Below are 26,869 nucleotides of genomic sequence, written 5' to 3' on the forward strand. Positions count from 1 at the left end.
GCGTGGGGGCGCGCGGGTCGTCAGCGGGTGGGCGCGCGCAGGCCGTCGCTGCCGGCCCGCAGCTCGGCGAGGGCCGAGGCCACCCCGTGCAGCAGGTCGGTCGCCTCGGTCAGACGGTCGGCGGCCGGGTGGGTGGGCTCCGGTCGGGAGTCCTCGGCGAGGTAGCCGGCGGCGGCGACCACCAGCCGCTCGTAGGCCGCCACGCCGCTCTCCAGCTGGGTGGTCAGCGTGCGGTGCGCCTCGGCCAGGGGCGTCCGGGCGTCGGTCGGCGCGAGCCGCAGGGCCCGTTCCACGCTTGCCACCCGCTCGGCGAGGTCGCGCAACGACCGGTCGGCGGCAGCGGCCTCCCGCACGGCCGGCTCGGCCAGCCCGCTGAGTCGCGGCGCCATCCCGGCCAGGGTGAGCGACGCACGGTCCAGTCGGGCCCACTGCTGCCCGGCGGTGGTGCCGCGCAGCGCGACCCGGCTGCGGACCCGGCGTACCTCGGCCAGCACGCCCGAGCCGACCGGCAGTCGCTCGACGGCGGCCACCAGCCGGGCCCGGGACCGCGCGGCAGCCTCGGCCGGATCCAACGCCGGGGGCGCCGGGCGGGCGGCCAGCGCCCGCAGGTCGATCCACCGCCAGGCGGCCATCGCCACGGCGCTGCCCGCGGCGCCGGCCCAGGCCGCGTCCGGCAGACCGAGGCCGGCGTACGGGGTCAGCACCGCCGCGGCGCCGCCGAGCCCACCGGCCAGTACGCTCCACCGCCGCGCGGACCGGCGCAGCCGACCCAGCCGACGGAAGTACCGCGTCCGCTCGTCTGCCACCGTGACCTCCTCGGACCGGTCGTTCAGCCGGCGGCGGTCGGGTCGCCGGTGCCCCGTTCGCGGGCCATGCTGGCGCGCAGCTCGTCCAGCCGGGCTGCGGCGGTCGGGTCGTTTGCCGGTCCCGCCTTCTCACCCTGCGGCACCGCCGGACGCTGGGCCGTGCCGCCGAGCTGCTCCCCCGCCATGCTGGACCGGATCTGCTCCAGCCGGGCCGAGCCCGCCGAGTCGATTGTCGCCTTCTGGATCTCCAGCATCCGGCCCTCGACGGAGTTGCCGGCCAGCTCGGCGCGGCCCATCGCGTTGGCGTACCGCCGCTCGATGCGATCACGCACCTCGTCCAGGGACGGGGTGTTGGTGGGCGCGGTCAGCGACGACATCGACTCCAGCGAGCGGGCCACCGTCTCCTGCATCTTGGCCTGCTCCAGCTGGCTGAGCAGCTTGGTCCGCTCGGCGAGCTTCTGCTGGAGGATCATCGAGTTGTTCTCGACGGCGCGGCGGGCCTGCGCGGCGGCGCCGAGCGCCTGGTCGTGCAGGGTCTTCAGGTCCTCGGTGGCCTGCTCGGCAGAGACGAGCTGGGTGGCCAGGGCCTGGGCGGACTGCTCGAACCGCCCCGCCTCGGCCTCGTCGCCCTTGGCGCGGGCCTGGTCGGACAGCACCAGGGCCTGCCGGGCGTTGCCCTGCAACCGCTCGACCTCGGTCATCTGCCGGGACAGCTTCATCTCCAGCTGACGCTGGTTGCCGATGACCGCCGCAGCCTGCTGGACCAGCGCCTGGTGCTGCCGCTGGGCATCCTCGATGGCCTGCTGGATCTGCACCTTGGGATCGGCGTGCTCGTCGATCTTGGCACCGAAGAGTGCCATCAGGTAGTTCCAGCCCTTGACGAACGGGTTCGCCATCTCCGCGGTATCCCCTCAGTAGCGTCGCTCCACCGCGATCGGGCCGGGGTCGCCCCGACCGACCGCGCACCGGCCGGTCTCCATCGTCCCAGCCGAACGCCAGCGAGGCATCCGTACCGGGCGCTCGACGGGCACCGTCGGCTCCTGCGGGCAACCCTACGCGGCGGGGGCCACCTCGCCCATGGTCAACCGCGCGACGGGCTCAGGCGGCGCAGACCACGTCCCGGTCGCGCTCGGTGGGGCGGACCCGGGTGCTGCGCAGCGTTGCCCGCAGCGGCGAGTCGTGCCGGACCGACACGGCGACCTTGCCATCGGACGTGACCTGGCGAACGCCCCGGTTGGCGCCCTTGCGCACGGCTGCCGACGCGCCGACGGGCGCGGCCTCGGCCGGCTCGTCCTGCATGCCGACGAGCACCCCGGCGGGCATCTGCTCGGCGAGCGCCACGGTGTCGCTCACCTCGCGCAACAACTCGGACAGGCGGGCGCCGAGCGCGTCGCAGATCGCGGCGAGCAGCTCGCTGGACGGCTCCTTGTGCCCCCGCTCGATCTCGGAGAGGTAGCCGAGGCTGACGTTGGCGGCGGTGGACACCTCACGCAGTGTGCGCTGCTGTCCCTGCCGGCGCGCCCGCAGTGCGTCACCGATCACCCGGCGTAGCAGGACCATCGCACCTCCCCCTGAGGGATACCTCTCGCCCGGCCTCGGGCAGCCGGCCGCGGCGGACCGCGCCGGCTCCGAGCGTCGGAGCCTTCCCGCAACCGTACCCGTTGTGGGGCCCGGCGACATCCCGCCCCGCCCGTCGGTTCGCCCGGGGCGGCTCATCGGCGCCCCGCGCCGCCCGTTCCCACGCCGTCGCGGGCGGCCTCGTCGGCGCTGTGTATCCGGTCGGCGAGCAGCCGCAACGCCTCGACGACGGCGGCCGAGCGCACGTGGTCCCGCCCGCCGTCCAGGTCGAGCTGACGAACCTCGGCGCCGGTCGGGCCGGCGACCGCGACGTAGACGAGGCCGACGGGCTTGCCGTCCTGCGGCTCCGGGCCGGCGACCCCGGTGGTGGCGAGCCCCCAGTCCGCGCCGCAGCGCTGCCGACCGCCCTCGGCGAGCGCCAACGCCACGTCCGGGTCCACCGGGCCGCGCTCGGCCAGCAGATCGGCCGGTACGCCGGCGAGCGTGGCCTTCAACTCGGTGGCGTAGACGACAAGCCCGCCCCGGTAGATCGCACTGACCCCGGCGATCTCCACGATCGACGCCGAGAGCAGGCCGCCGGTGAGCGACTCGACAGTGGCAAGGGTCTCGTGCCGCTGCGCCAGGCTGTGCACCACGCCCGCCGCCGCGCTGCCCGCCACGTTCCCGTCCCCCACGTCCCGCTCGCCCCGCTTCATGAGCCCGTCCTCCCCACCCGCCGACCCCCAACCCTCCCGGCCGAACCCGTCCGATCATGAAGTTATCGCCCCGACACACCGGCCCGGACGGCAACAACTTCATGATCGACGCGGGTGGGTGGGGGTGGGTGGTGTCAGTCCCGGTGGGGGCGGCGCAGGCGTAGGGCCTGGGTGACGTAGTCGAAGCCCGTCGCCACCGTGACGAGGACGGCGGCGCCCATGATCCAGGGGCCGACGGCGACGAGCGCGGCAGGCATCGGCCAGAGGTACCAGGCGATGGCCAGGATCTGGAGAGCAGTCTTGATCTTGCCGCCGCGGCTGGCCGCGATCACCCCGTGCCGGATCACCCAGAACCGCAGCCCGGTGATGCCCAGCTCGCGGGCGAGGATCAGCGCCGTCACCCACCAGGGCAGCCGGTCGTACCAGGACAGCAGCACCAGGGCCGCGCCGGTGAGCGCCTTGTCGGCGATCGGGTCGGCGACCTTGCCGACCGAGGTGACCAGCCCGAACCGGCGGGCGATCCAGCCGTCCACCAGGTCGGTCGCCGAGGCCACCGCGAAGATCAGGCAGGCCGCCATCCGCCAGCCCGCGTGGGTCATTCCCGACACGATCACGGACGCGGCGAACACCGGCACCAGCGCCAGCCGCAGGGCGGTAAGCGCGTTTGCCGCGTTGAGCACGGGCACCCGCGCGACCACCCGGGCCGGCGTCGACTCCGTCGCCCCGGTCACCGTCTCGCTCCGCTCGGGTCGCCATGGCGTCTCCGGCACCGCACCACCTGGCTCCCCCGCTTCGTCCGGGCCCGCCGTCACCGTGCCGCGCCGGGCGAGGCCGAGATCATCTCATCCGGCACCGCGAGCAGATCCACCCCTTCGGTGCCGGTCACCGTGGCCCGCACCAGGTCACCCGGGCGCAACGCGGCCAGGTCGACCCCGCCCTCGGCAGGTGCGACGAGGGTGGTGGAACCGTCCACCTCCGGCGCCTGGTGCGCCGCCCGGCCCTCCACCACGCCGTCGACGATCGCGTCGACGAGCACCTCGACAGTCGAGCCGAGCCGGTCCTCGGCCCGCTGCGAGCACAGCTCGTCGGCGAGCGCGCTGAGCCTGTCGTAGCGCCGCTTGATGGTCGCGGCGGAGACCTTGCCGGGCAGGCCGGCCGCCTCGGTGCCGTCCTCGTCGCTGTAGTCGAACATGCCTATCGCGTCCAGCCGCGCCTCGGTCAGGAACCGGGTCAGCTCGTCGATGTCGGCGCGGGTCTCACCGGGGAAGCCCACGATGAAGTTGCTCCGCGCGCCCGCCTCCGGGGCCAGCGCGCGGGCACTGGCCAGCAGCTCCAGGAAACGGTCGGTCGAGCCGAAACGCCGCATCCGGCGCAGCACCGGTTCACTCGAGTGCTGGAACGACAGGTCGAAGTACGGGGCCACCCCCGGCGTGCCGGCGATCGCCTCGACCAGACCGGGCCGGGTCTCGGCCGGCTGGAGGTAACTCACCCGCACCCGCACGATGCCGGACACCGCGGCGAGCTGCGGCAGCAGCTTCTCCAACGCGCGCGGGTCGCCGAGGTCCTTGCCGTACGAGGTGGAGTTCTCGCTGACCAGCACCAGCTCCCGTACGCCGGTCTTGGCCAGCCACTCCGCCTCGGCGAGCAGTTCGTCGGGCGTACGCGAGACGAAGGCCCCACGGAACGCGGGAATGGCACAGAACGCGCAGCGCCTGTCGCAGCCGCTGGCGAGCTTCAGTGAGGCGACCGGGCCGGTGTCCAGCCGACGGCGCAGCACCTGGCGCAGGTGCGCCGGGGTGTGCTCGTCGGTGTCGACGGGGGTGCGCGTCACGGTCCCGTGCCCGGGCAGGGACACGGCGGCGCTCTGGCGCTGCACAGGGGTCAGCGGCAGCAGCTCGCGGCGGTCCCGGGGAGTGTGCGCGGTGATCTGCTCCCCGGCGACGACGGCGTTCAGCCGGGCGGCGATGTCCGGGTAGTCGTCGAAACTCAGCACCGCCTGCGCCTCGGGCAGGCTGTCGGCCAGCTCCCGGCCGTACCGCTCGGCCATGCAGCCGGCGGCGACCACCTTGGCGCCGGTGCCGGCGGCGGCGAGCAGGGTCTGGATGGAGTCCTGCTTGGCCTTCTCCACGAAACCGCAGGTGTTGACGACCACCACGTCGGCGCCCTCGCCGTCGGTGGTCACCTGCCAGCCGTCGGCGTGCAGCCGGGCGGCCAGCTCCTCCGAGTCGACCTCGTTGCGGGCGCAGCCCAGGGTGAGCAGGGCGACGCGGCGGCCCTCGGCGTCGTCGGAAGGAGAAGGAGAGGTGGCAGACACCATCCGAGGGTACCGGGCCGGCCCGGGTAGCCCACGCACGCGGGCCGTGCTGACGGCCGGGGTGGCCCCGCGCGGCGCTCCGGTCAGCCCGCCGCCGCGCCCACCCGGGTCAGCGCGTCGAGCAGGAAGACCTCGGTGCCGGCCAGGCCCGTGGAGCAGAAGACGGAGCGTTGGTCCGCCGTGGTCCGGCCGGGGACCGCGCCGGCCAGGATGCCGCCCAGGTCACGCAACCGCCCGGCGTACGGGGGCAGGGCCGCGAGCATCGGCGGCTGGTAGTCGGCCGCCTGGGCCGGCGAGTCGGTGACCAGCAGGTCGGCGACGTCCAGCAGGTCGGTGCCGAACTCGCTGCGGTCGTGCTGCTTGAAACCGACCGCGTTGACGTGTGTGCCGGGGCTCACGTCGGCGGCGCGCAGCACCGGGGTCGGGCTGGTGGTGGCGAGCACCACGATGTCGTGTCCGGTGACCGCCGCGCCCGGGTCGGCGACGGCGCGGGCCGGCACGCCCAGCTCGGCGCGCACGCGGGCGGCGAAGGCGTCCCGTCGCGCCGCCGAACGGCTGTGCACGGCCACCTCGCGCAGCGGGCGGACCGCCGCCGCGGCCCACACCTGGGTCCACGCCTGCCGCCCGGAGCCGATCACGCCGAGGGTCGCCGCGTCCGGCCGGGCCAGCGCGTCGACAGCGACGCCACCCAGCCCACCGGTACGCCGGGAGCCCAGCTCCTCGCCGACGGCGACCGCCCGGACCGCGCCGGTGCGCTCGTCGTGCAGCACCACAAGCTGCTCGCCCTGCGGGTGGCCGAACGTGTCGTACGAGCGGTAGCCGTACCACTCGCCGACCAGGTGCCCGGCGGTGAGCACCATCCGTCCCCCGCCGAGCCGGGCGGTGGCCCGGGGTGGGGCGACCAGCCGCCCCTCGTACGCGGCCACCAGGGCGACCCGCATGGCGTCGACGGTGGTGGTGGCGTCCAGGACGGCAGCGACCTCGGGATCGGCATAGAGCAGGGCCATACCGCCATCCTGCAAGTTGAAGCGAGGTACAGGTCAACGTGTGGTGGTGGGAGTCACCGCCCCGCCCGCCGGGCCGGTGCTAGCGTCGGCCGATGGCCTGGCTGGTGTTGGTGATCTCAGGATTCTTGGAGACCGCCTGGGCGATCGCCCTGGACCGCAGCGCCGGCTTCAGCCGGCTACTCCCGTCGGCGGTGTTCGTCCTGACCCTGGTGCTGAGCATGGCCGGGCTGGCGTACGCGCTGCGTGACATCCCGGTCGGCACCGGTTACGCGGTCTGGGTCGGCATCGGCGCGGTGGGGACGGCGCTGGTCGGGATGGTGGCGCTCGGCGAGTCGGCGAGCCTGCCCCGGATCCTCTGCCTGCTGCTGGTGGTCGCCGGCGTGGTCGGGCTGAAGATCTTCCACTGACGAGGGACGCGTGACGAGCGCCCACAGTGGGTAGTGATCGGTCCGCCACCACAGGCTCTCACACCGGAGGAAGACATGGCCGACGTTCCCGGCACCGCCCGCCAGCGCACCAACGCCGCCCGGATCCTCACCATCGTGGGTTTCGTGTTCGCGGTGCTCGCCCTGCTGCTCAACCCGATCATCTTCGGTGTGCTCGGCGTGATCGCCGGCGTCGTCGGCGCCGTGCTCGGTGACAAGCCGCTGGGCTGGTACGCCGCCGTGGCCAGCGTCGTCGCCGCGATCATCAGCCTGGTGATCATCGGCGCGCTGATCAACAACTGAGCGCACTTCCTTCACGGGCCCGCCGGCTTCCGGCGGGCCCGTCGCGTACTCCCGGTCCGGTTCTTATCTCCCGGTCAGTCCACGTCGCCGCGCAGGCCGCCCAGGACGTCGTCCAGCTCGTCCGGCTTGACGAGCACGTCGCGGGCCTTCGACCCCTCCGACGGCCCGACCACCCCACGGGTCTCCATGAGGTCCATGAGACGACCCGCCTTCGCGAAACCGACCCGCAGCTTGCGCTGGAGCATCGAGGTGGAGCCGAACTGTGAGGTGACCACCAGCTCCACCGCCTGCACGAGCAGGTCGAGGTCGTCGCCGATGTCCTCGTCGATCTTCTTCTTGTTCTCCTGCGCGGGGGCCAGCACGTCCTTGCGGAACTCAGGCTCCCGCTGGTCCTTGCAGAACTTCACCACGTCGGCGATCTCGCGCTCGGTCACCCACGCGCCCTGGATCCGGACCGGCTTCGAGGCGCCCATCGGCAGGAAGAGCCCGTCACCGCGGCCCAACAGCTTCTCCGCGCCGGGCTGGTCCAGGATGACCCGCGAGTCCGCGAGGGACGAGGTGGCGAACGCCAGGCGGGACGGCACGTTCGCCTTGATCAGGCCGGTCACCACGTCGACCGACGGGCGCTGGGTGGCCAGCACCAGGTGGATGCCGGCGGCCCGGGCGAGCTGGGTGATCCGGACGACCGAATCCTCCACGTCGCGTGGCGCGACCATCATGAGGTCCGCCAACTCGTCCACGATCACCAGCAGGTACGGGTACGGGCGCATCTCCCGTTCGCTGCCCGGCGGGGCCTTGATCTCGCCGTTGCGGACCTTGCGGTTGAAGTCGTCGATGTGCCGGACCCCGTTGGCGGCGAGGTCGTCGTACCGCATGTCCATCTCGCGCACGACCCAGTCCAGCGAGTCGGCAGCCTTCTTGGCGTTCGTCACGATCGGGGTGACCAGGTGCGGGATGCCCTCGTAGCCGGTCATCTCGACCCGCTTCGGGTCGATCAACAGCAGCCGCACCTCGTCCGGCGTGGCTCGGGTGAGGACGGACACCAGCAGAGTGTTGAGGCAGCTCGATTTCCCGGCGCCGGTGGCCCCTGCGATGAGGATGTGCGGCATCTTGGCGAGGTTGGCCACCACGTAGCCGCCCTCGATGTCCTTGCCGAGCGCCACCACCATCGGGTGGTGGTCGCTTGTCGCCGCCCGCGAGCGCAGCACGTCACCGAGCGCCACGTTCTCCGGGTCGGTGTTCGGGATCTCCACGCCGACCGCGCTCTTGCCCGGGATCGGGCTGAGGATCCGTACGTCCGGCGACTTCACCGCGTACGCGATGTTGCGGGAGAGCTGGGTGATCCGCTCGACCTTGACCCCGTGGCCCAGCTCCACCTCGTAGCGGGTGACGGTCGGGCCACGGGTGAAGCCGGTGACCGCGGCGTCCACGTCGAACTGGTCGAAGACGCCTGTCAGCGCGGCGATCACCTCGTCGTTGGCCTTGCTGCGGGTCTTCGCGGCGGCGCCGGCGCTGAGCATGTTCGCCGGCGGCAGCGTGTAGTCGCCGGCCAGGCCTGTCAACGCGAGCTGCTCGGCACGGGTGGGCGCGGGCGAGTGCTCCGGAGGCTCGGCCGGCTTGCGGCCGGCCGGCACCTTGGCCGGGGCCTTGCGCGGCAGAACCATCGTCTCCTGGAGGTCGGCGCCCTCCAGGTCGTCGAAGTCGTCCGGGTCCAGGGGTTGGGGCATCCGCTTCGCCGGCCGCTTGCGGGCCGGTCGGTTGAGGACGGTCTCGTCGGTCTCTTCACCGACGACGGCGTCCGGTGTCGCCACCAGACTTCCGGCGAGCAGGCCCAGTCGCTCGGGGATCTTGTTGATCGGCGTCGCGGTCACCACGAGCAGGCCGAAGAGCAGCAGCAGGATCAGCAACGGCACCGCCACCCACGCGGTGACCGCCCGCTCCAACAACCCGCCCACGCCGGCGCCGACCAGGCCACCGGCGTAGTCGCGCTGCACGGTGTCCGTCGGGTCCTGACCGATCTGGAGCAGCGCGGCTGTCGACACCAGCAGCGAGCCCCACCCGATCAACCCGCGACCCCGGTGCTCCGGATCGGCCGGCTGACGCATCAGCCGCCACGCCCCGATCATCAGCAGCACCGGCACCACCACGGAGATCGCGCCCAGGAACAGCCGGATCGTGTCGGCCAGACGCGCGCCCACCGGGCCCGCTCCGGAGAACCAGAGCGCGACGGCGCTGAGCAGGGCCAACCCGAACAGCAACAACCCGCCACCGTCGCGACGGTGCTCGGGGTCGAGGTCACGGGCGGAGGCGGCCTGCCGGCCGGCGGCCCGCACCGCCCAACCCATCCCGTGAGCAAGCCCCATCCACACTGCGCCGACCGCGCGGCCAACGTAGACGGCCGGGCCCGGACGGGCGGGTGTGGTGCGTCGGCGTACCGGTGCCCGAGTCTTCTTCGCCTGTTGACGGGCACGGCTGTTGGTGCCACCGCGCGGCGACGCGCCGCGTCGCCGGCTCGCCTGAGAGGTACGGCCCGCCATAGAGTCACGGTAACGGTGGGACCGGGCAGATCCCCGCTTTTCCGGGTCGTGTCCGCGCGTCGCAACACGGACCCCGCCGCCGGTCGTGATATCCGCCTCAGAAGGGATGCCCGATGGCGTCGCCGAGACTCGAGGACGATCCGCTGGCCGGGCACCCCGACAGGTTGCGCCCGCTGACCGGCGAGCTGGTCACCGCGGTGCTCGCCGCGCGTGGCCTGTCGGTCGGCCGCGCCGTGAACGGTGACCTCCTGGGTCGCTTCGACGACAACCTCATCTGGTTCCTGCGTCTCGGGGGCGCCGGCGAGGTGCTCCAGGTCCGCACGATGGTCGCGCCCGCCTTCGGGATCGAGCAGGTGCCCGCCCTGTACGCCTTCTGCAACGCATGGAACCACGACCGGCTCTGGCCGAAGGCGTTCGTGCACGTCGACGACGGCGGCGAGGCCCGGATCTACGGTGAGGTGATCACCGACCTGGAGCGCGGGGTCACACCACACCAGCTCGACCAACTGCTCGACTGTGGCATCACTGCCGGCTGCCAGCTCGGCGTCGCCGTCGGCCGGCTGCCCGGAGCGGTGTCGGCGTGACCGGGCGGGAGGAGGCGACGGGCAGCCGCACCGACCGGGCGGACGGCACCTCCGATGGTGGGGCCGCAGGCCAGAGCAGCGCGGCGCTGGTGGCCGCGCTGGCCGACGCGCGGGACCTGCCCGACGCGCCGGGTCGGCTGGTCGCCCTGGAACGGGTCGCCGAGCGGGCCGACGCCGCCGGGGACGTCCGGTCCGCGGTGGACGCCCGGTTCGCCCTGATCGAGGCGTACCTGCTGCACGGCGAGCGGTGGCGACTGATCGAGCCGCTGCGACGCTGCCGGGCCGCCGCCGACAGGTGGCCCACGCTGCTGACCGACGCCGAGGCCGAGCTGCTGCTGCGCTACCAGCGGTACGCGGTGGAGGCGTTGCTCGGGACTCCCCGTGTCGGGCTGGACCAGACCCGACTCCTGCTTGACGACCTGGCCCACCGGGTGGGGGCCGACGGACCCGACGCGCCGACGGTCGCCGAGCTGCGCTGCCGGGTCGCCGACCACCTCGGCGACGAGCCCACCGCCCGGCACTTCTACCAGGCGTGGGCGGGCACTCGTCCCGGGCCTGCCGGTGGGTGCCCGGGCTGCGCACCGGCCCGGCGCGCGGAGCTGCTCGCCGGCTGGGGCGAGTGGCAGGCCGCCCGCACCGAGCTGGAGGCGTCCGGCCCCGAGGCTCAGGAGTGCACCGACCAGCCCGAGCGGGCGCTGGTCGCCGCGCTGCTGCCGCTGTTGCGGGTCGGCGAGCCCGAGCAGGCCGCGACGGCGCACGTGCGGGCGTACCGGCGGCACCGTCGCGAGCGTTCCGCCTTCCCGTACCTGGCCACGCACCTGCGGTTCTGCGCGCTCGGCGGGCACCTGGAACGTGGGCTGGCCATCCTGACCGAGCAGCTGCCCCGACTGGACCGGCCCACCGACGACCTCGCCGCGATGGAGTTCGCCGCCGCCGGGGCGCTGGTCTGCGCGCTGGCCGACGAGGCGGGGCTGGGCGACCGGACGGTGCACCGCCCGGCGTACGCCGAGCGCCCGGCCACCGAGCTGGACGCTGCCGCCCTCGGCGCGCTGCTGCTCGGCCTCGCCACCGACCTGGCGGGCAGCTTCGACGCCCGCAACGGCACCGGTCACCAGTCCGGTCGGATGGCGGCCTGGCTGGCCGAGCGCCCGTCCGCGGCGGCGGTGCCACTGCCCGCCGACGACGACCCCGGCGACGAGGCCGGCGCGGACGAGGCCGGCGGGGACCGCTCCGGCCCCGAGACGGGCGCTGCCGACGCTGAGGCCGGCGCGGACACAGCGTCCGAGCAGGAGGTGATGGCGCTCACCATCGACATGATCACCTCGACTCTGGACCGGCGCGGCGACAGGTACCTGGTCGACGACGACGGCACCGTGGTCGGCCGGTGGGGTGCCGCGGTGATCCAGTTCCGCCGGGCCGGCGAACGCGGCGAGGTGCTGCACACCAGGGCCATGGCCGCGCGCCGGCTGCCGCCCGCGCGCCGCGCCGAGGCGTACGCCTTCTGCAACGCCTGGAACCACGACCGGCTGCTGCCCAAGGCGTACGCGCACGACCTCGACACGGAGATCGTGCTCGCCGGGGACGTGGCGACCGACCTGACCCACGGAGTGGCGCCGGCACAACTGCTGGTGCTTGTGGACGCCGCGATCGCCACCGGCGTCGCGTACGCCGAAGCGGTTGCCGACCTGCCCTGACCGCCAGGCGGCCGATACGGCGACGCCGGTCCACCCGAGCGGGTGGACCGGCGTCAGCGCGACGTGCTCAGACCTCGACGACTGTGGGCACGATCATGGGCCGCCGCCGGTACGCGTCGTTGACCCACCGCCCCACTGTCCGCCGGACGATCTGCTGAAGCTGGTGCGGGTCGGTGATCCCGTCCGCGGCTGCCCGGTTGAGCGCCTCGGTGACCAGGGGGATCACCGGGTTGAACGCCTCCGGATCCTCGGAGAAGCCCTTCGCGGACAGCGTCGGGCCGGCGACGACCTTTCCGGTGACCGAGTCGACGACAACTGTGGTGGCGATGAAACCGCCGTCGCCGAGGATTCGCCGTTCGGTGAGCAGCGACTCGCTGACGTCGCCGACGGCGAGGCCGTCGACGTAGACGTACCGGCTCTTCACGTGCCCCACGAGACTGGCGCGGCCCTCGACGAGGTCGACCACGTCGCCGTCCTCGCAGATCACCACCCGGTCGGCGGCCACCCCGGACTCGATGCCGAGGCGGGCGTGGGCGCGCAGGTGCCGCCACTCCCCGTGTACGGGCATCAGGTTGCTGGGCCGGACCACGTTGAGCAGGTACAGCAGTTCACCGGCCGGCGCGTGCCCGGAGACGTGCACCTTCGCGACGTCCTTGTGCACGACCACCGCGCCGGCCCGGGCGAGCCGGTTGATGACCCGGTACACCGAGGTCTCGTTGCCCGGCACCAGCGAGGACGCCAGCACGACCGTGTCGCCGGGTGCGATGGTGATGTGCCGGTGGTCGCCGCTTGCCATCCGGCCCAGCGCGCTCATCGGCTCACCCTGCGAACCCGTGGACATCAGCACGATCTGCTCCGGCGGCAGCGTGGTCGCCTCCTCGATGCCGACGACCAGGCCGGCCGGGATGTTGAGCAGGCCGAGATCCCGCGCGATGCCCATGTTGCGCACCATGGACCGGCCGATCAGCGCGACCTTGCGGCCGTGCTCGGCGGCGGAGTCGAACACCTGCTGCACCCGGTGCACGTGCGAGGCGAACGAGGCCACGATGATGCGGCCCTTGGCCTTCGCGAAGATCGAGTCGAGCACCGGCCCGATCTCCCGCTCCGGGGTGACGAAGCCGGGGATCTCCGCGTTTGTGGAGTCGGACAGCAGCAGGTCGACGCCCTCGGCGCCGAGCCGGGCGAAACCGGCCAGGTCGGTGATCCGGCCGTCCAGCGGGAGCTGGTCCATCTTGAAGTCGCCGGTGTGCAGCACCAGGCCGGCCGGGGTGCGGATGGCCACCGCGAGCGCGTCCGGGATGGAGTGGTTGACAGCGAAGAACTCACACTCGAACGGGCCGAGGCGCTCCCGGCCGCCCTCGCGCACGGTGAGCGTGTACGGCTGGATCCGCCGCTCGGCCAGCTTCGCCTCGACCAGGGCGAGGGTGAACTGTGAGCCGACCAGCGGGATGTCGGGCTTGTGGGCGAGCAGGTACGGCACCGCGCCGATGTGGTCCTCGTGACCGTGGGTCAGCACGATCGCCTGGACGTCGGCAAGCCGGTCCAGGATCGGACCGAAGTCGGGCAGGATCAGGTCCACACCCGGCTGCTCGACGTCGGGGAACAGGACCCCGCAGTCGACGATCAGCAACTTGCCGTCGTACTCGAAGACGGTCATGTTCCGACCGATGGCGCCGAGCCCGCCGAGCGGGATGATCCGCAGGCCACCTTCCGGCAGCGGCGGGGGTAGCTCCGCCTCGATGTGCGCCTCGGTCACGCGTCCACCTCATTCTGCGACGCCGTCACTCGGCGCCCATCGTGTCGTTCGATCATTCGGGCAGCTCCAGGCCCGCTGCCGCGAAGTCCGCGCGCAGCTGGGCGATCTCGTCGTCGGTGGCGTCCACGAGCGGGGGTCGCACCGGGCCGGCCGGCAGGCCCAGCGAGGCCAGGCCCGCCTTCACCAGGATGGTGCCCTGCGTGCGGAAGATGCCGGTGAACAGCGGCAGCAGCCGCCGGTGCAGGGCAAGCGCGGCAGGCATGTCCCCCGCGTCGTACGCCTCGATCATCTCTGCGGTCAGCGCCCCGGTGAAGTGCGTCGAGGTGCCGACCACGCCCACGCAACCGACTGCCAGCGCCGGCAGGGTCAGCGCGTCCTCGCCGCTGTAGAAGGCGAGGCCGGTCCGGCTGGTCACCCAGCTGGTGGCGGTCAGGTCACCCTTGGCGTCCTTGACCGCGACGATCCGGCCGTGGTCGGCGAGCCGGACCAGGGTCTCGGTGTCGATCGGCACTCCGGAGCGGTGCGGGATGTCGTACAGCATCACCGGCAGTCCGCTGGCGTCGGCCACGGCGGTGAAGTGCCGCAGCAGACCGCTCTGCGGCGGCTTGTTGTAGTACGGGGTGACCACGAGCAGGCCGTGCGCGCCGGCCTTCTCGGCGGCGGCGGCAAGCTCGATGGTGTGCCGGGTGTCGTTGGTGCCGATCCCGGCGACGACCCTGGCCCGGTCACCGACGGCCTCCACCACTGCCCGGATCAGGCGTTCCTTCTCCGCGTCGGTGGTGGTCGGCGACTCGCCGGTGGTGCCGTTGACCACCAGCGCGTCGTTGCCCTGCTCGTCGACCAGGTGGCTCGCCAGCCGGGTGGCGCCGTCGAGGTCGAGCGAGCCGTCGGACGTGAACGGGCTCACCATGGCCGTGAGCACCCGGCCGAAGGGGCGGGACACCGGTCGGGCCGCGGCGTCGGGGTGGTCGTGCGTCATACCCTCCAACCTAGCGGACGACCAGCCGGAGCCCGCCGGGGAAGGGCTCAGGACGCCTCGTGCGGGCTGGCCGCCACCTCGGTGCCGTCCGGCAGCGTGGAGATCACGAAGTCGGCGAAGACGTTCGGCGCCACCGTCTGGAGCTGGCGCAGGCACTCCACGGCCAGCTCACGGATCTCCACGTCGGCGTACTCGGTGGCCCGCATCGCGACGAAGTGCCGCCACGCCCGGTAGTTGCCGGTGACCACGATCCGGGTCTCGGTCGCGTTGGGCAGCACCGCGCGGGCCGCCTGCCGGGCCTGCTTGCGACGCAACGTCGGGTTCGGCTCGTCGGAGAAGCGCTGCTCGAGCCCCTCCAGCAACTCGGTGTACGCCCGCACGCTCGCTTCGGCGGCCTCGGTGAAGCGCTTGTGCAGCTCGGGGTCCTCGGCGATGACCGCCGGCTCGACCATTGCCGCGTCCCGCTCGGGGACGTAGCGCTGCGAGAGCTGGGAGTACGAGAAGTGCCGGTGCCGGATCAGCTCGTGGGTGAAGGAGCGGGAGACCCCGGTGAAGTAGAAGGTGACCGAGCCGTGCTCAAGCACGCTCAGGTGGCCGACGTCGAGGATGTGCGCGAGGTAGCCGGCGTTGGTGGCGGTCGCCGGGTTCGGCTTCTTCCACGACTGGTAGCAGGCCCGCCCGGCGAACTCGGCGAGCGCCTGGCCACCCTCGGCGTCGGTCGACCACGGCACGTCGTCCGGGGCCGCGAACTGGGTCCACGCGATCAACTTGACCTGGGGCTGCACCATCTCCGGCATGCCAGCGACTGTAGTGGCGCGGCGCCTGCGCACCCAACTCAGGCGCGCCCCGTGCAATGTCGATCACTCGGGCGTCGTCGCCGGGCCCGGAACCAAGGGTCCTGGCCGCGCCCTTTGGAGCTGATGTCGTCTGCGACATCAGCCGCCGACCGACGGCCAGCCCGAGTGACCGACCCCGCCCGACCGGAGGAACCGAGCCGCCCGACCGGAGGAACCGAGCCGCCCGACCGACCCGGCGTGCCCGACGGGCAACAGCCGCCCAGGTCGACTCGGCTGAGCGGAGGCGTGGCCGGCTCGTCGGCGAATGGCTCAGGACCAGGTACGTGATGTCGTCAACGACATCAGCTCGAAAGGGTCTGAACAGCAGGGGCCGACCACGCGCCGGACGCCTGCGCCGGTCCGAGGCGGGGCGCGGCGGGTCAGACGTAGAGCGAGGTGAACGGCGCCCAGGGCAGGTTGCGCAGCACCGAGAACGCGAGCCACGCGCCCAGGAACCCGACGATGACCTTCGTGCTGATCCGCAGCTCGGGCAGCCGCCAGCCGAACGCCTGGTTGGCCGCCCAGGCCACGAAGAGGTACGCCAGGAAGGGCAGCGCGAAGACGAACAGGAAGTGGTGGCGGGCCGCGGCCGGCAGGTCGGCGTGCAGCACGTACCAGAGCGCGCGGGTGCCGCCGCAGCCTGGGCAGTCGAGCCCGGTGGTCAGCTTGAGCAGGCAGGTCGGCGCGGCGTCCGGGTCGGTCTGGGTCGGGTTGCTCAGCAGCGCGTAGGCCATGCCGAGACCGACGCAGCCGACCGCGGCGAGCGGCCCCACCCAGCGCGGCGACCGCTCGTAGAGCCGCAGCACGACCCGGGTGAGCACGTCAGCCGGCACCTCCCGCGCGTAGTGCGTGAGCCGGTCGGGCTCGGGCTGCGGATAGCCGTAACCCTCAGGCGGGCTCGCCGGCCACCCGGTGGGCTGCGGCTGGTCGACCGGTCCGGGAGCGCTCGTCACGCGCTCACGGTACACCGGACACGCCGGCCAACGCGGCGGTGAGCGGACCGGCCAGGTCGCCGGCCGCGGGGGGCGCCACCGCGTCCAGCCCGAGCCAGCCGGCGAGCCGGTACAGCTCGGCGGCGAGCGCGACGGCAGTCTCCCCCGGGTCGGCGCCGGGCTCGATCCAGGCGGCCGGAACCAGCAGCACCCCGGCCTTGCGGTCGGCCTTCAGGTCGACGCGGGCGGTGAACCGGTCGCCCTGCAGGAACGGCAGCACGTAGTAGCCGTACACACGCTGTGGCGCCGGGACGTAGATCTCGATCCGGTAGCTGAAGTCGAACAGCCGCTCGGTGCGGGCCCGTTCCCAGACGAGTGGGTCGAAGGGGCTGACCAGGGTGTTGCCGCGAACCCACCGGGGCAGCCGGGCGGACGCGTGCAGCCAGGCCGGCTGCCGCCAGCCCGCCACGGTGACCGGCACCAGCTCGCCGGCCTCGGCAAGCTCCGCGACGGCCTGCCGGGCGCCGGCCAGTGGCAGCCGGAAGTAGTCGCGCAGCTCCGGTTCGGCGGCGACCCCGAGCGACCGCGCGGCGAGGGCCACCAGAGCCCGGTACGCCTCGGCGTCGCTCGGCGTGGGCATGGCAAGCACGGCCGGCGGAAGCACCCGCTCGGGCAGGTCGTAGCGGCGGGCGAAGGAGGTGCTGCGCTCGGCGGCGGTCACCTCGCCGGCCCAGAACAAGTACTCCAGCGCCCGCTTCACGGCCGACCAGTTCCATCCCCAGTTGCCGGTCTCCCGGGGTGCGTCGTGCTCGATCTCGGCGGCGGTCAACGGGCCCCGCGCGGCCACCTCGTCACGGACCCAGGCGACAAGCTCCGGCTGCTCCTGGGCGATGCGCCGCATGCCACCCCAGGATTCGCTGTGCGCGCGGGCCATCCGCCAGCGCAGCAGCGGGTGCAGCCCCACCGGCACCAGGGACGCCTCGTGGCCCCAGTACTCGAACAGCTCGCGGGGACGCCGGTAGGCGGCCTGGTCGAGAAGCGTGGTGGGGTACGGACCGAGCCGGCTGTAGAGCGGCAGGTAGTGCGCGCGCTGCAGCACGTTCACCGAGTCCATCTGGATCAACCCGACCCGGTCGAGGACCCGGCGCAGATGTCGACGCGTGGGCGCCCCGACCGGCGGCGGGTCGGCGAAGCCCTGGGCGGCGAGTGCCACCCGGCGGGCCTGGGCGAGTGAGAGTGATTCCGGTGCGGCCATCGTCGGCGACGATAAATCATCGGTACGACGCCGGTGCGGGAAGCTGGACTCCGACCGCCACGGGGGCATAGAACGGTGCAATGCTGACCATCCGCCGGGAGGAGCCGGACGACGCCGAGGCGGTCGCCCGGGTGCACGTGCACGGCTGGCAGTCGGGTTACGCCGGCGTCATGCCGGACGAGGTGCTCGATCGGCTCAACGTGGGGGCCTGGGCGCAGCGCCGCCGTGACGTGGGCACCGCCGACCCGGAGCACCCGTTCAGCACCCTGCTCGGTGAGGTGGACGGGCTGGTCGTCGGCTTCACCACGTTCGGGCCGTACCGCCGCAACCAGGACCGCGACGACCTGGACCCGACCGTCGGCGAGGTGCTGGCGCTCTACGTCGAGCCGGCGTTCTGGGGTGACGGGACGGCCGCCGCGCTGCTCGCCGCCGCCCGCGTCGGGCTCAGCGAGCGGGGCTGGACCGGCTACCGGCTGTGGGTGCTGGCGGACAACGGACGGGCCCGCCGGTTCTACGAACGGGCCGGGCTGTCACCTGACGGTGAGCGGTCGACCTACCAGGTGCCGCTCGCCGGCGGGCGCGGGCCGGTCGGGCTGGTCGAGCTGCGGTACGCCGGCCGCCTCGACGACTGATCCGCCCGGTGTCAGCCACCGGCGGACCGGCAGGAAGGCCAGCAGGGCGAGGCTGATCCAGACGTACGCGTTGCTGCCGACGAAGCCGTCGACGCCCGTGAAGTCCTTCTCCCAGAACCAGACGGTCCGGCTGATCAGCAGCACGTACCCGATGGTCGCGGCGGCCAGCAGGACGCGGCGGCGGCGACCGGCGGGCGCGGCCATCGCGTTGTCGACGAGCAGGATCAGCCCGGGCAGCAGCCAGACCAGGTGATGGACCCAGGTGACCGGGCTGACCAGGCACATCACCGCGCCGGTCAGCGCCAGGCCGGTCGCCTCGTCGCCGGCCGCGACGGCGGCCCGGGACCGCCAGGCCCAGAGCGTCAGGGCGCCGAGCACGAGCAGCAGCCAGAGCAGGGTGCTCGGGTGCTGCGGGTCGAGCCGGGCGACCACCCCGCGCAGCGACTGGTTGGAGACGAACGCCAACTCGCCGACCCGCCCGGTGTTCCACAGCGCCTCGGTCCAGAACTCCCGGGAGGCGTCCGGGAAGAGCGCGCCGGCCAGCAGCGACACCCCGGCGGCCGCGCCGCTGGCGGTGAGCGCCGCCCGCCAGCGCCCGGTGACAAGCAGATAGACGATGAAGATGCCCGGGGTCAGCTTGATCGCGGTGGCCAGGCCGATGCCCACCCCGGCCCAGCGGTTGCCGGCCGGCAGCAGCCGCAGCAGGTCCACCGCCACCAGGAAGAGCAGCAGCGTGTTGACCTGGCCGAAGTTCACCGTCTCCCGCATCGGCTCGAAGGCGGCGGCCAGGCAGAGCGCGACGGCGAGCGCGAACCAGCGGGTCCACCCGGCCCGGCGGGCGATCGGGTCGACAAGCCACCAGATCAACACCGTGGTGGTGACCACGCTTGCGAGCACGCTCACCGCGATCGCGGCCGTCCACGGCAGGTACGCCATCGGCAGCATGACAAGCGCCGCGAACGGCGGGTACGTGAAGCCGTACTGGGTGCCCGGTTTGAGGTAGTCGTAGATCTCCCCGCCGTCGTGCACCCACCACGTCAACGCGCCGTAGTAGACCTTCAGGTCGAAGAAGCCGTGCCGGACGGCCGCGACGGCGAGGAACGCGGCGACCGCCGCGGCGAGCACCACCACCCCGACGACCTGTGCGGTCGTCCTGTTGGCACCCTGCGCCACCGTCGCCTCCCTCGCCCTGCGTAGGCTTCCGTCCCATGGCTCTCGGGTACGTCCGCCCGGCGCGTCCCGAGGACGCCGGCGAGATCGCACGCATCCAGCTCGCGACGTGGCGGGTCGCGTACCGCCGCATCCTGCCTCGGCATGTGCTCGACAACCTGGACGAGGCGTTCCTCGCCCGGCGGTGGAGCGCCGCGGTGCTGGAGCCGCCCTCGGGCGCGCACCGGGTGCTCGTCGCCGTCGAACAGGCCGAGCAATCGTATCTGGTGGGGTTCGCGGCCTCCGGTCCGGCCGACGGCGAGGCGCTCGCTCCGGGTGAGCCGGCCGACGCGCTGGGCCCGGACGTGGCCGCCGTGACCGACCTGCTGGTGGAGCCGCGCTGGGGTCGGCGGGGGCACGGCAGTCGCCTGCTCGCCGCGACCGTCGACCTGTGGCGCGAGGACGGTCTGCGTCGGGCGGTGGCCTGGGCGTTCGACGGTGACGAGGCGACCCGGAAGTTCCTCACCAGCACCGGCTGGGAGCCCGACGGCGCGGCCCGGGCGCTCGACGTCGACGACATGCTGGTGCCTCAGGTGCGCCTGCACGTGGCCGTCCCGCCGGAGAAGACCGAGTGACAGACGGTGGCGGCCCCGACGCGGGGCCGCCACCGCCGGTCGGGGTTCAGCCCTTGTCCGAGCCGTCGTTGGCGTCGCGGACGAAGTAGCGCTGGAACACCACGAAGATGATCGCCACCGGGATGGTGGCGAGCAGCGCGGCGCCCAGTTTGAGCGGGTACTGGGTGCCGCTGCCCAGCGAGCCGCTGACCAGGTCGGCGAGGCCGCGGGGCAGGGTGAACAGGTCCGGGTCCTGCACCGACACGAGGCTGTGCGGGAACTCGTTCCAGGAGCCCTGGAACGACAGGATGGTCAGGGTGATCAGCGCCGGCTTCGCCATCGGCAGCACCACCGACCAGAAGGTACGGAAGATGCTCGCCCCGTCGATGCGGGCGGCCTCCTCCACGCTCACCGGGATCGACTCGAAGAACTGCTTCATGATGAACACGCCCGCCGCGTCGGCCAGCAGCGGCACCACCAGGCCGGCGTAGCTGTTGTAGATGCCGAGCTGGTTGAGGACCAGGAACTTCGGGATCAGCAGCACCACGCCGGGCACCGCCATCACCGCGATGACGGCCGCGAACAGCCCTCCGCGCCCGGCGAACCGCAGCCGGGCGAGCGCGTAGCCGGCGAGCGAGTCGAAGAACACCCGGCCGAGGGTCACCAGCACTGTCACCAGCAGCGAGTTGCCCAGCCAGAGCGGGAAGTTGGTGCCCGCGAAGATCCGCTCGAAGCCGGCCAGGGTGAGGGGGTCCGGGATCGGCGAGAGCGGGTTCGCCGCCGCGTCGGGCTCGGTCTTGAACGAGCTGGCGATCTGGATGACGAACGGATAGAGGAACACCAACCCGAAGAAGACAAGCGTGGCGTACCCCAGGAAGCGGGTGGCCAGGGTGCGGGCCGCGCGCTTGTCGTCGCGCGCGGGCGCGGGCGCGGCCGCCTGGCGGTCGGTGAGCACGGCCATGTCAGAACCTCTCCGGTACGCGTCGACGCCACCAGCCGCGGCGCGGCCGGTCGGTGTCGCGCTCGGCGAGCGCCCGGCGCTGGATCAGCGTGAGCACGATGATGATCAGGAACAGCACGAAGGAGATCGCCGCGCCGGAGCCGTAGTCGAAGTCCCGGAACGCGGTCCGGTACGACAGGTAGGCCGGGGTGAGGGTGGTCTTGGCCGGGTCGCCCTGGCTCATGACGTACACCTGGTCGAAGACCTGCCAGGAGCCGATCATGCCGAGGGTGAGCACCAGGAAGGTGGTCGGCCTGATCATCGGCAGGGTGACGTAGCGGAGGCGTTGCCAGCGGGAGGCTCCGTCGAGGGTGCTTGCCTCGTCCAGCGTCACCGGAACGTTCTGCAGGCCGGCCAGGAACATCAGCATGAACGTGCCGGACGTGGTCCAGACGACCAACGTGATGATCGAGATCATCGCCACGCTCGGGCCGGCCAGCCAGTCCCACCAGGTCAGCCCGAACGGGCCTCCGTCGGTAAGCGCCGCCGGGGGCGTGTCGACCCCGACCGCGCCGAGGAGCAGGTGCAGCACGCCACGGGAGTCGGCGAACCACTCCGGGCCGTCGATCCCGAGGAAGCCGAGCAGCGCGTTCACCGCGCCTGAGTTGGCGAACAGGAACAGGAACACCACGCTTATCGCGACCGAGCTGGTGACCGAGGGGAAGTAGAACGCGCTGCGGAAGAAGCTCTTGCCCTTGAGCATCCGGCTGTTCACGACAAGTGCCAACCCGAGCGCCAGCACTGTCTGCGCCGGCACCACGATCGCCACGTAGTAGATGTTGTTGCGGATGCTCGTCATGAAGTCGCGGCGGGCCAGCCCGTCCTCGGTGAACAACTGCGTGTAGTTGTGCGCGCCGACGAACGGGACGTCGCCCGTGAACGGGCTACCTTGCCCGTTCCAGTCGGTCAGGCTGACCCAGAGCGCCATCAGGATCGGCAGCAGCAGGAACAGCCCCAGGATGACGATCACCGGCGTGACGAAGAGCCAGCCGGCGAGGTTCTCGTTGCCGCGGACGCCACCCCTACGTCGCCGTGGGCTCGCCCCGGGCGCGGTCGCCGCGGCGGTCAGTGTCTCGGTTGCCATCTCCCCTCCTCCCCTCTCTCGGGCCGAAGGCGCGGACAGGGGCCCCGCGCGTTGTCGGGGCCCCCGCCGTCACCTCAGCTGCCGCCGAGCGCCGCCTTGGCGTTCTTGTCGAAGTTCTGCAGCACGGTCTTCGGGTCGCCGTTGGTCAGGCCCTGCAGACCGGTGTCCAGGTCCTTGAGGACGCTGTCCATCTTCGGCGCGTTCACCGGGCCCTGGGCGTACGCGGCGCCGTCGATGAACACCTTGTCCGTCGGCGAGGCGGCCGTGTACCTGTCGCGCACCGACTGCCGGGACGGCATGACACCTACCGCCTTGGCGAACGTCAGCTGCTGCTCACCGCTCGTCATCGCCTCGACGAACTTGATCGCCTGGTCCTTGTACTTCGACTTGGCGGCGATGCCCCAGCACTGGGTGAAGGAGAGCGTGCCCTGGCCCTTCGGGCCGGCCGGCAGCGCCACCACCTTGTACTTGACGTTCGGGAAGTCGTTCTGCAGGGCGCCCTTGATCCAGTTGCCTTCGATGGTCATCACGGCCTTGCCCTTGCCGAACGCCTCACCGGACCAGCCCGCGTCGAGCTGCTTCGGGTACTTGGCGAGACCTGAGGTGAGCAGGGTCTTGACGTACTGGAGGGCGGCCAGGTTCTCCGGGGTGTCGGCGGTCGGCTGCTTGCCGTCCTTGCTCAGCAGCCAGCCACCGTTCTGCACCATGAAGGCGCCGATGCGATCCCGGGTGTCGCCGAGCGCCAGGGCGACCTGCCCCTTCGCCTTGATCTTCTGGGCGGTCGCGGTGAGCTGGTCCCAGGTGGTCGGGACGTCGGCGTCGGTCAGCCCGGCCTTCGCCCACAGGTCCGTGTTGATCTGCAGGGCGAGGGTGGAGAAGTCCTTGGGCGCGCAGTAGAGCTTGCCGTCGTACGAGAACGTGGTGCGCAGGCTCTCGTAGAAGTCGTCCGGGTTCGAGATCTTGTCGCCGTACGGCTCGAGCGCGCCGACGCTCGCGTAGTCGGCGAAGCGGGCCGCGTCGACGTAGAAGACGTCCGGCGGGGTCCCGCCGGCGAGGGCCTGGCCGAGTTGCTGGGTGAGGTCCTGCGCCGGGGTGACCGTGGCGGTGTTGCCGGAGCTGTTGGCCCACGCCGCCGCGGCGTCCTGCACGGCCTTGGTCTCGGCGTCGCCTGAGGAGCCGATGAGAATCTGCAGACTGGCCGGGCCGCTGGACTGCTTGGCGTCGTCGGAGGAGTCGTCGAAGCCGCTGCCGCAGGCGGCGGAGCCGAGGAGCGCGAAGGCGGCGAGGCCGGCCACCGCCGCCCGGGTGAGGTGTCGAGGTGCCATGGGGTTCTCTCCTGGTGGGGGATGGGACTACGCGGTGTGCCGTAGCGCCAGCGAGGGCTGGAGCAGCACGTGGGTGGGGGTCTCGTGGTTGCCGTCGAGGACCCCGGTGAGCAGGTCCACGCAGCGCGCGGCGGCCTCGCCAAGTGGCTGGCTGACGCTCGCCAGTCCCACCGCGGCGGCGACAGGCGTGTCGTCGAAGCCGATGACCGACACCGGCGGGTCGGTGCCCCGGATCGCCTGGAGCGCGCCGAGGGCGAGCGAGTCGCTCGCACAGAGCACGGCGGTCGGCGCGACGGCGGCCAGCAGGTCGCGTGTCAGCCGTTCGCCCTCGGCGATGCCGTCCTCGGTCTCGCGGTGCAGCCCGGTCGGGTCGACGCCTGCGGCGTGCAGCGCGTCGTGCCAGCCGGCCCGCCTGTCGTCGCCGACACCGGACCCGAGCGGCCAGCCGATGAACGCGATCCGTCGGTGCCCGGCGGCCAGCAGGTGCCTGGTGGCCGCGCCGGTGCCGGCGGCACCGTCCACGTCGACCCAGGGGTGCGCGTCGAGCGCGTCCCACGGGCGGCCGAAGGTCACGAACGGCACGTCCCGGTCGGCGAGCCAGGCGGTACGCGGATCGCCGTACTTGGTGCCGACGAGCACGAAGGCGTCCAGCTCGTAGGTGCCGAGCAGGTCGTCGTAGGTGGCGATCTCCCGCTCGTCGTCGGTGGCGGTGTAGAGCAGCACCCGGTAGCCGGCGGCGTCGGCGGTCTCGGTGAGGCCGTGCAGGAAGCGGTCGAGCACGGAGCCGTTGATGCCGTCGCGGGTCGGTTCGATCCGGGCGGCGATGAGTCGGGACCGGCCGGTACGCATCTGTCGGGCCGCCTGGTTGGCCCGGTAGCCGAGCGCGTTGATCGCGTCCTCGACCCGCTGGCGGGTCTCCTGCCGCACGATGTGCGGGGCGTTGAGCACGTTGGAGACCGTCTGCCGGCTCACTCGGGCGTGCCGGGCCACCGTCGCAATGGTTACCTTCTCGGGCACTTAATCCCTCTCGCCGTCTTGAACGATCCAATTCGGATAGTGCAGGATTAGATCGTTCAAGTTTCTGGAATGTTTCGCACTTTGCACCGCCCGGGGCGCGTTGTCAAGATGTCCGCCCCGCACCCCGAGATCTGGAGCCGCACCGTGATCGAACGCCAGCTGCAACCCCTCCTGCACGAGTTGGTGGGGGTGGTGCTCGCCCCGACCAGTGCGCTGGGGGACGCGACCGGGCAGATCCGCCCGACCGGCGTCCAGGGCGTCTTCCACGCCGACGCCCGGGTGCTCTCCCAGGCCGAGCTGCGAGTCGACGACCAGGAGCTGGAGGGGCTGACCCGCGGCGCGGACGGCCCGCACGGCGCCCGCTTCGTGGGCCTGGCACGCTGGCTCGGCGACCCCACCCCCGACCCCACCGTCCGCGTCGACAGACTCCGTCACGCGACACGCAACGGCCTCACCGAGGAGCTGCGGATCGTCTCCACCGCCACGATCGGCGTACGGGCCACCGTGAGCGTCGACCTCGGCTGCGACCTGGCGCCCATCGAGGTGGTCAAGTCCGGTGGGGCCACCGAACCGCTGGAGGCCAAGACCGGCCAGCCGGGCGTGCTCACCTGGTCGGCGGACGGGATCAGCGTCACGGTCACCGCGCCGGACGCCCGCGTGCTCGCCGCCGACGAGCGGGCCGTCGCGCCCCGGCTGGCCTGGCCGATCGACCTGCCCCCCGGGGGCGAGACGGTGCTGCGCTGGCAGCTGGGCGTCGAGGCCCCGCGCGCCGTGGTGGTCGGCCCGACCGGCGAGCCGGAGTGGGCCCGACCCGAGGTGACAGCTGACGACCGCCGGCTCGTCCGCCTCCTCGACCGCAGCCTGGACGACCTGCGCGGCCTCCGCCTGGCCGAGACCGGCACGCCCGGGGACGTCTTCCTCGGCGCCGGCGTGCCCTGGTTCCTCACCCTGTTCGGCCGGGACAGCCTCTGGGCGGCCCGGATGATGTTGCCGCTCGGCACCGACCTGGCCGCCGCCACCCTGCGCGTGCTCGCCCGCCGACAGGGCACCCGCGTCGACCCGGCCACCGGGGAGTCCCCCGGCAAGATCCTGCACGAGTTGCGCGGGCACGAGGTCGCGCTGCCCGCGAACGGGCTGCGCCTCCCACCGGCCTACTACGGCACCGTCGACGCCACAATGCTCTGGGTCAACCTGCTGCACGACGCGTGGCGATGGGGCCTGCCGGCCGAACAGATCGAGCCGCTGCTTCCACACCTGGAGGCCGCGCTGCGCTGGCTCGGCGAGCACGCCGACCCGGACGGCGACGGCCTGGTCGAGTACGTCGACACCACCGGCCACGGGCTCTCCAACCAGGGCTGGAAGGACTCCGGCGACGCCGTCCGCTTCCACGACGGCGCACTGGCCACCGCGCCGATCGTGCTGGCCGAGGTGCAGGGGTACGCCCACGAGGCGGCGGTGAACGGCGCCGCCCTGCTGGACGCCTTCGGCCGCCCCGGCGGCGACCGCTGGCGCGAGCACGCCGCCACGCTTGCCCGCCGGTTCCGGGAGAGCTTCTGGGTCGACGGCCGGTACGGCCCGCAGCCCGCCCTGGCCCTCGACCGGGACAAGCGGCCCGTCGACTCGCTGACGAGCAACATCGGGCACCTGCTCGGCACCGGCCTGCTGACTGTCGACGAGGAGGCCCAGGTCGCCCGCCTGCTCACCACCGACACGCTCGCCGGCGGCTTCGGGCTACGGACGATGTCCACCGACGACGCCGGGTTCAGCCCGCTGTCGTACCACTGCGGTTCGATCTGGACGCACGACACAGCGATCGTGCTCGCCGGGCTGGCCCGCGCCGGGCACCGCGACGCCGCGCTCGGCCTGGCCGAGGGGCTGCTCGCGGCGGCCGAGGCGTTCGACTACCGGATGCCGGAGCTGTACGGCGGCGACGACCGGGCGCTGCTCGACCGCCCGGTGCCGTACCCGGCGGCGTGTCGACCACAGGCGTGGGCCGCGGCGGGTGCGGTGCTGCTGCTCCAGGCCGCGGCGGGCCTCTACCCGGACGTGCCGGGCGCAACGGTGCGGCTGAGCCCGCTGGCCGGCCCCGAACTGGGCGCCCTGACGGTCCGCAACCTCCGGGTGGCCGACACCGCGGTCACTGTCGAGGTCGCCCGCACGGGCGAGGCCACCGCAACCGGCCTTCCCACTCCCCTGACGCCCGCCCTTCCCACTCAGCGCCGCCCCACCAACCCGACCACCCCTCGCAGGTAGCCCCGCCCCCGCCACCGACCCGCCGAGCGCACCGCCTCGGAGCCGCTTGCCCGACAGCGACATACCTGTGAGTCATAGTTATGACTCACAGGTA

General features: G+C 72.8%; 25 protein-coding genes. 7 read left to right on the forward strand and 18 right to left on the reverse strand.

The features are described 5' to 3' along the window. Window positions 1–20 precede the first annotated feature (20 nt). The 7 genes from pspM to OOJ91_RS32775 all read right to left on the reverse strand — a co-directional run bounded on the left by pspM (window position 21) and on the right by OOJ91_RS32775 (window position 6,400). Window positions 21–806 (reverse strand): phage shock envelope stress response protein PspM, encoded by a 786-nt coding sequence (gene pspM, locus OOJ91_RS32745; protein WP_266251201.1) that lies wholly within the window; start codon window positions 804–806, stop codon window positions 21–23. 23 nt (window positions 807–829) lie between these two features. Then, entirely contained in the window at window positions 830–1,702 is an 873-nt protein-coding gene (locus OOJ91_RS32750; RefSeq protein WP_266251202.1) for a PspA/IM30 family protein, read from the reverse strand. 202 nt (window positions 1,703–1,904) lie between these two features. Further along, complete coding sequence (locus tag OOJ91_RS32755; RefSeq protein ID WP_266251203.1) at window positions 1,905–2,366, reverse strand: helix-turn-helix domain-containing protein; 462 nt, start codon at window positions 2,364–2,366, stop codon at window positions 1,905–1,907. A gap of 152 nt (window positions 2,367–2,518) precedes the next feature. Beyond that, window positions 2,519–3,079: a CinA family protein gene (locus tag OOJ91_RS32760; RefSeq protein WP_266251204.1), complete on the reverse strand. Its 561-nt coding sequence runs from the start codon at window positions 3,077–3,079 to the stop codon at window positions 2,519–2,521. Between the two features lie 134 nt (window positions 3,080–3,213). Then, entirely contained in the window at window positions 3,214–3,810 is a 597-nt protein-coding gene (pgsA, locus tag OOJ91_RS32765) for a CDP-diacylglycerol--glycerol-3-phosphate 3-phosphatidyltransferase (protein ID WP_266251205.1), read from the reverse strand. A 77-nt stretch (window positions 3,811–3,887) separates the two neighbouring features. After that, entirely contained in the window at window positions 3,888–5,396 is a 1,509-nt protein-coding gene (gene rimO, locus OOJ91_RS32770) for a 30S ribosomal protein S12 methylthiotransferase RimO (RefSeq protein ID WP_266251206.1), read from the reverse strand. A gap of 80 nt (window positions 5,397–5,476) precedes the next feature. Next, on the reverse strand, window positions 5,477–6,400 hold the full coding sequence (locus OOJ91_RS32775; protein WP_266251207.1) for an ornithine cyclodeaminase family protein: 924 nt from the start codon (window positions 6,398–6,400) through the stop codon (window positions 5,477–5,479). Window positions 6,401–6,492: 92 nt separating this feature from the next. Between OOJ91_RS32775 and OOJ91_RS32780 the strand changes: the two genes are divergently transcribed. Then, complete coding sequence (locus OOJ91_RS32780) at window positions 6,493–6,807, forward strand: DMT family transporter (RefSeq protein ID WP_266251208.1); 315 nt, start codon at window positions 6,493–6,495, stop codon at window positions 6,805–6,807. Between the two features lie 75 nt (window positions 6,808–6,882). Continuing rightward, window positions 6,883–7,128, forward strand: a complete 246-nt coding sequence (locus OOJ91_RS32785; RefSeq protein WP_266251209.1) for a hypothetical protein — start codon at window positions 6,883–6,885, stop codon at window positions 7,126–7,128. A gap of 74 nt (window positions 7,129–7,202) precedes the next feature. Here OOJ91_RS32785 and OOJ91_RS32790 read toward each other — a convergent pair whose 3' ends face one another. Beyond that, window positions 7,203–9,665 (reverse strand): DNA translocase FtsK, encoded by a 2,463-nt coding sequence (locus tag OOJ91_RS32790; protein WP_266251210.1) that lies wholly within the window; start codon window positions 9,663–9,665, stop codon window positions 7,203–7,205. Window positions 9,666–9,778: 113 nt separating this feature from the next. Between OOJ91_RS32790 and OOJ91_RS32795 the strand changes: the two genes are divergently transcribed. Both OOJ91_RS32795 and OOJ91_RS32800 read left to right on the forward strand, forming a co-directional pair. Further along, complete coding sequence (locus OOJ91_RS32795; RefSeq protein ID WP_266251212.1) at window positions 9,779–10,249, forward strand: YbjN domain-containing protein; 471 nt, start codon at window positions 9,779–9,781, stop codon at window positions 10,247–10,249. 89 nt (window positions 10,250–10,338) lie between these two features. Further along, complete coding sequence (locus OOJ91_RS32800; protein ID WP_266251557.1) at window positions 10,339–11,943, forward strand: YbjN domain-containing protein; 1,605 nt, start codon at window positions 10,339–10,341, stop codon at window positions 11,941–11,943. Window positions 11,944–12,010: 67 nt separating this feature from the next. Here OOJ91_RS32800 and OOJ91_RS32805 read toward each other — a convergent pair whose 3' ends face one another. The 5 genes from OOJ91_RS32805 to OOJ91_RS32825 form a co-directional block, all read right to left on the reverse strand. Then, window positions 12,011–13,699, reverse strand: coding sequence for a ribonuclease J (locus OOJ91_RS32805; RefSeq protein WP_266251213.1), 1,689 nt, complete (start codon window positions 13,697–13,699; stop codon window positions 12,011–12,013). A 52-nt stretch (window positions 13,700–13,751) separates the two neighbouring features. Then, the gene (dapA, locus tag OOJ91_RS32810) at window positions 13,752–14,678 is read right to left on the reverse strand and encodes a 4-hydroxy-tetrahydrodipicolinate synthase (RefSeq protein ID WP_266251214.1); all 927 of its coding nucleotides are present in this window, start codon (window positions 14,676–14,678) and stop codon (window positions 13,752–13,754) included. Between the two features lie 47 nt (window positions 14,679–14,725). After that, window positions 14,726–15,466 carry an FAD-dependent thymidylate synthase gene (thyX, locus tag OOJ91_RS32815; RefSeq protein WP_266251558.1) on the reverse strand — a complete coding sequence of 247 codons (741 nt, stop codon included), beginning with the start codon at window positions 15,464–15,466 and terminating at the stop codon, window positions 14,726–14,728. A 428-nt stretch (window positions 15,467–15,894) separates the two neighbouring features. Then, complete coding sequence (locus OOJ91_RS32820; protein WP_439117153.1) at window positions 15,895–16,482, reverse strand: DUF2752 domain-containing protein; 588 nt, start codon at window positions 16,480–16,482, stop codon at window positions 15,895–15,897. Continuing rightward, the gene (locus tag OOJ91_RS32825; RefSeq protein ID WP_266251216.1) at window positions 16,472–17,701 is read right to left on the reverse strand and encodes a winged helix-turn-helix domain-containing protein; all 1,230 of its coding nucleotides are present in this window, start codon (window positions 17,699–17,701) and stop codon (window positions 16,472–16,474) included. Before OOJ91_RS32825 ends, OOJ91_RS32820 begins: the two co-directional genes overlap by 11 nt. A gap of 80 nt (window positions 17,702–17,781) precedes the next feature. On the opposite strand from OOJ91_RS32825, the gene OOJ91_RS32830 reads away from it, so the two are divergent. Continuing rightward, window positions 17,782–18,333: a GNAT family N-acetyltransferase gene (locus OOJ91_RS32830; protein ID WP_266251217.1), complete on the forward strand. Its 552-nt coding sequence runs from the start codon at window positions 17,782–17,784 to the stop codon at window positions 18,331–18,333. On the opposite strand, the gene OOJ91_RS32835 is transcribed toward OOJ91_RS32830, so the two are convergent. Beyond that, entirely contained in the window at window positions 18,232–19,506 is a 1,275-nt protein-coding gene (locus tag OOJ91_RS32835) for a glycosyltransferase 87 family protein (protein WP_266251218.1), read from the reverse strand. The genes OOJ91_RS32830 and OOJ91_RS32835 overlap by 102 nt on opposite strands. Window positions 19,507–19,541: 35 nt before the next feature. On the opposite strand from OOJ91_RS32835, the gene OOJ91_RS32840 reads away from it, so the two are divergent. Then, window positions 19,542–20,117, forward strand: coding sequence for a GNAT family N-acetyltransferase (locus OOJ91_RS32840; RefSeq protein WP_266251219.1), 576 nt, complete (start codon window positions 19,542–19,544; stop codon window positions 20,115–20,117). A 46-nt stretch (window positions 20,118–20,163) separates the two neighbouring features. Here OOJ91_RS32840 and OOJ91_RS32845 read toward each other — a convergent pair whose 3' ends face one another. From OOJ91_RS32845 to OOJ91_RS32860, 4 genes are all read right to left on the reverse strand, one after another. Then, window positions 20,164–21,057 carry a carbohydrate ABC transporter permease gene (locus OOJ91_RS32845; RefSeq protein WP_266251221.1) on the reverse strand — a complete coding sequence of 298 codons (894 nt, stop codon included), beginning with the start codon at window positions 21,055–21,057 and terminating at the stop codon, window positions 20,164–20,166. Between the two features lies 1 nt (window position 21,058). Next, window positions 21,059–22,180 carry a carbohydrate ABC transporter permease gene (locus OOJ91_RS32850; RefSeq protein ID WP_266251222.1) on the reverse strand — a complete coding sequence of 374 codons (1,122 nt, stop codon included), beginning with the start codon at window positions 22,178–22,180 and terminating at the stop codon, window positions 21,059–21,061. 74 nt (window positions 22,181–22,254) lie between these two features. Further along, complete coding sequence (locus OOJ91_RS32855; protein WP_266251224.1) at window positions 22,255–23,505, reverse strand: sugar ABC transporter substrate-binding protein; 1,251 nt, start codon at window positions 23,503–23,505, stop codon at window positions 22,255–22,257. Between the two features lie 27 nt (window positions 23,506–23,532). After that, window positions 23,533–24,522, reverse strand: coding sequence for a LacI family DNA-binding transcriptional regulator (locus tag OOJ91_RS32860; protein WP_266251226.1), 990 nt, complete (start codon window positions 24,520–24,522; stop codon window positions 23,533–23,535). Between the two features lie 144 nt (window positions 24,523–24,666). Here OOJ91_RS32860 and OOJ91_RS32865 point away from each other — a divergent pair, with 144 nt between their 5' ends. Beyond that, a complete protein-coding gene (locus tag OOJ91_RS32865; protein WP_266251228.1) occupies window positions 24,667–26,775 on the forward strand; it encodes an amylo-alpha-1,6-glucosidase in 2,109 nt (702 codons plus the stop codon). Window positions 26,776–26,869 lie beyond the last annotated feature (94 nt).

Origin of the sequence: Micromonospora lupini, from assembly GCF_026342015.1 — a bacterium.
Lineage (GTDB): Bacteria > Actinomycetota > Actinomycetes > Mycobacteriales > Micromonosporaceae > Micromonospora > Micromonospora lupini_B.

Bases quoted from the DNA above. Each gene is read 5' to 3' on its own strand.
- OOJ91_RS32755 (WP_266251203.1), bottom strand. From the start codon at position 2,366: ATGGTCCTGCTACGCCGGGTGATCGGTGACGCACTGCGGGCGCGCCGG.
- OOJ91_RS32845 (WP_266251221.1), bottom strand. From the start codon at position 21,057: ATGGCCGTGCTCACCGACCGCCAGGCGGCCGCGCCCGCGCCCGCGCGC.
- OOJ91_RS32855 (WP_266251224.1), bottom strand. From the start codon at position 23,505: ATGGCACCTCGACACCTCACCCGGGCGGCGGTGGCCGGCCTCGCCGCC.
- OOJ91_RS32760 (WP_266251204.1), bottom strand. From the start codon at position 3,079: ATGAAGCGGGGCGAGCGGGACGTGGGGGACGGGAACGTGGCGGGCAGC.
- OOJ91_RS32830 (WP_266251217.1), top strand. From the start codon at position 17,782: ATGCTGACCATCCGCCGGGAGGAGCCGGACGACGCCGAGGCGGTCGCC.
- OOJ91_RS32840 (WP_266251219.1), top strand. From the start codon at position 19,542: ATGGCTCTCGGGTACGTCCGCCCGGCGCGTCCCGAGGACGCCGGCGAG.
- OOJ91_RS32825 (WP_266251216.1), bottom strand. From the start codon at position 17,701: ATGGCCGCACCGGAATCACTCTCACTCGCCCAGGCCCGCCGGGTGGCA.
- thyX (WP_266251558.1), bottom strand. From the start codon at position 15,466: ATGGTGCAGCCCCAGGTCAAGTTGATCGCGTGGACCCAGTTCGCGGCC.
- dapA (WP_266251214.1), bottom strand. From the start codon at position 14,678: ATGACGCACGACCACCCCGACGCCGCGGCCCGACCGGTGTCCCGCCCC.
- OOJ91_RS32785 (WP_266251209.1), top strand. From the start codon at position 6,883: ATGGCCGACGTTCCCGGCACCGCCCGCCAGCGCACCAACGCCGCCCGG.
- OOJ91_RS32780 (WP_266251208.1), top strand. From the start codon at position 6,493: ATGGCCTGGCTGGTGTTGGTGATCTCAGGATTCTTGGAGACCGCCTGG.
- OOJ91_RS32790 (WP_266251210.1), bottom strand. From the start codon at position 9,665: ATGGCGGGCCGTACCTCTCAGGCGAGCCGGCGACGCGGCGCGTCGCCG.
- rimO (WP_266251206.1), bottom strand. From the start codon at position 5,396: ATGGTGTCTGCCACCTCTCCTTCTCCTTCCGACGACGCCGAGGGCCGC.
- OOJ91_RS32775 (WP_266251207.1), bottom strand. From the start codon at position 6,400: ATGGCCCTGCTCTATGCCGATCCCGAGGTCGCTGCCGTCCTGGACGCC.
- OOJ91_RS32750 (WP_266251202.1), bottom strand. From the start codon at position 1,702: ATGGCGAACCCGTTCGTCAAGGGCTGGAACTACCTGATGGCACTCTTC.
- OOJ91_RS32795 (WP_266251212.1), top strand. From the start codon at position 9,779: ATGGCGTCGCCGAGACTCGAGGACGATCCGCTGGCCGGGCACCCCGAC.
- OOJ91_RS32850 (WP_266251222.1), bottom strand. From the start codon at position 22,180: ATGGCAACCGAGACACTGACCGCCGCGGCGACCGCGCCCGGGGCGAGC.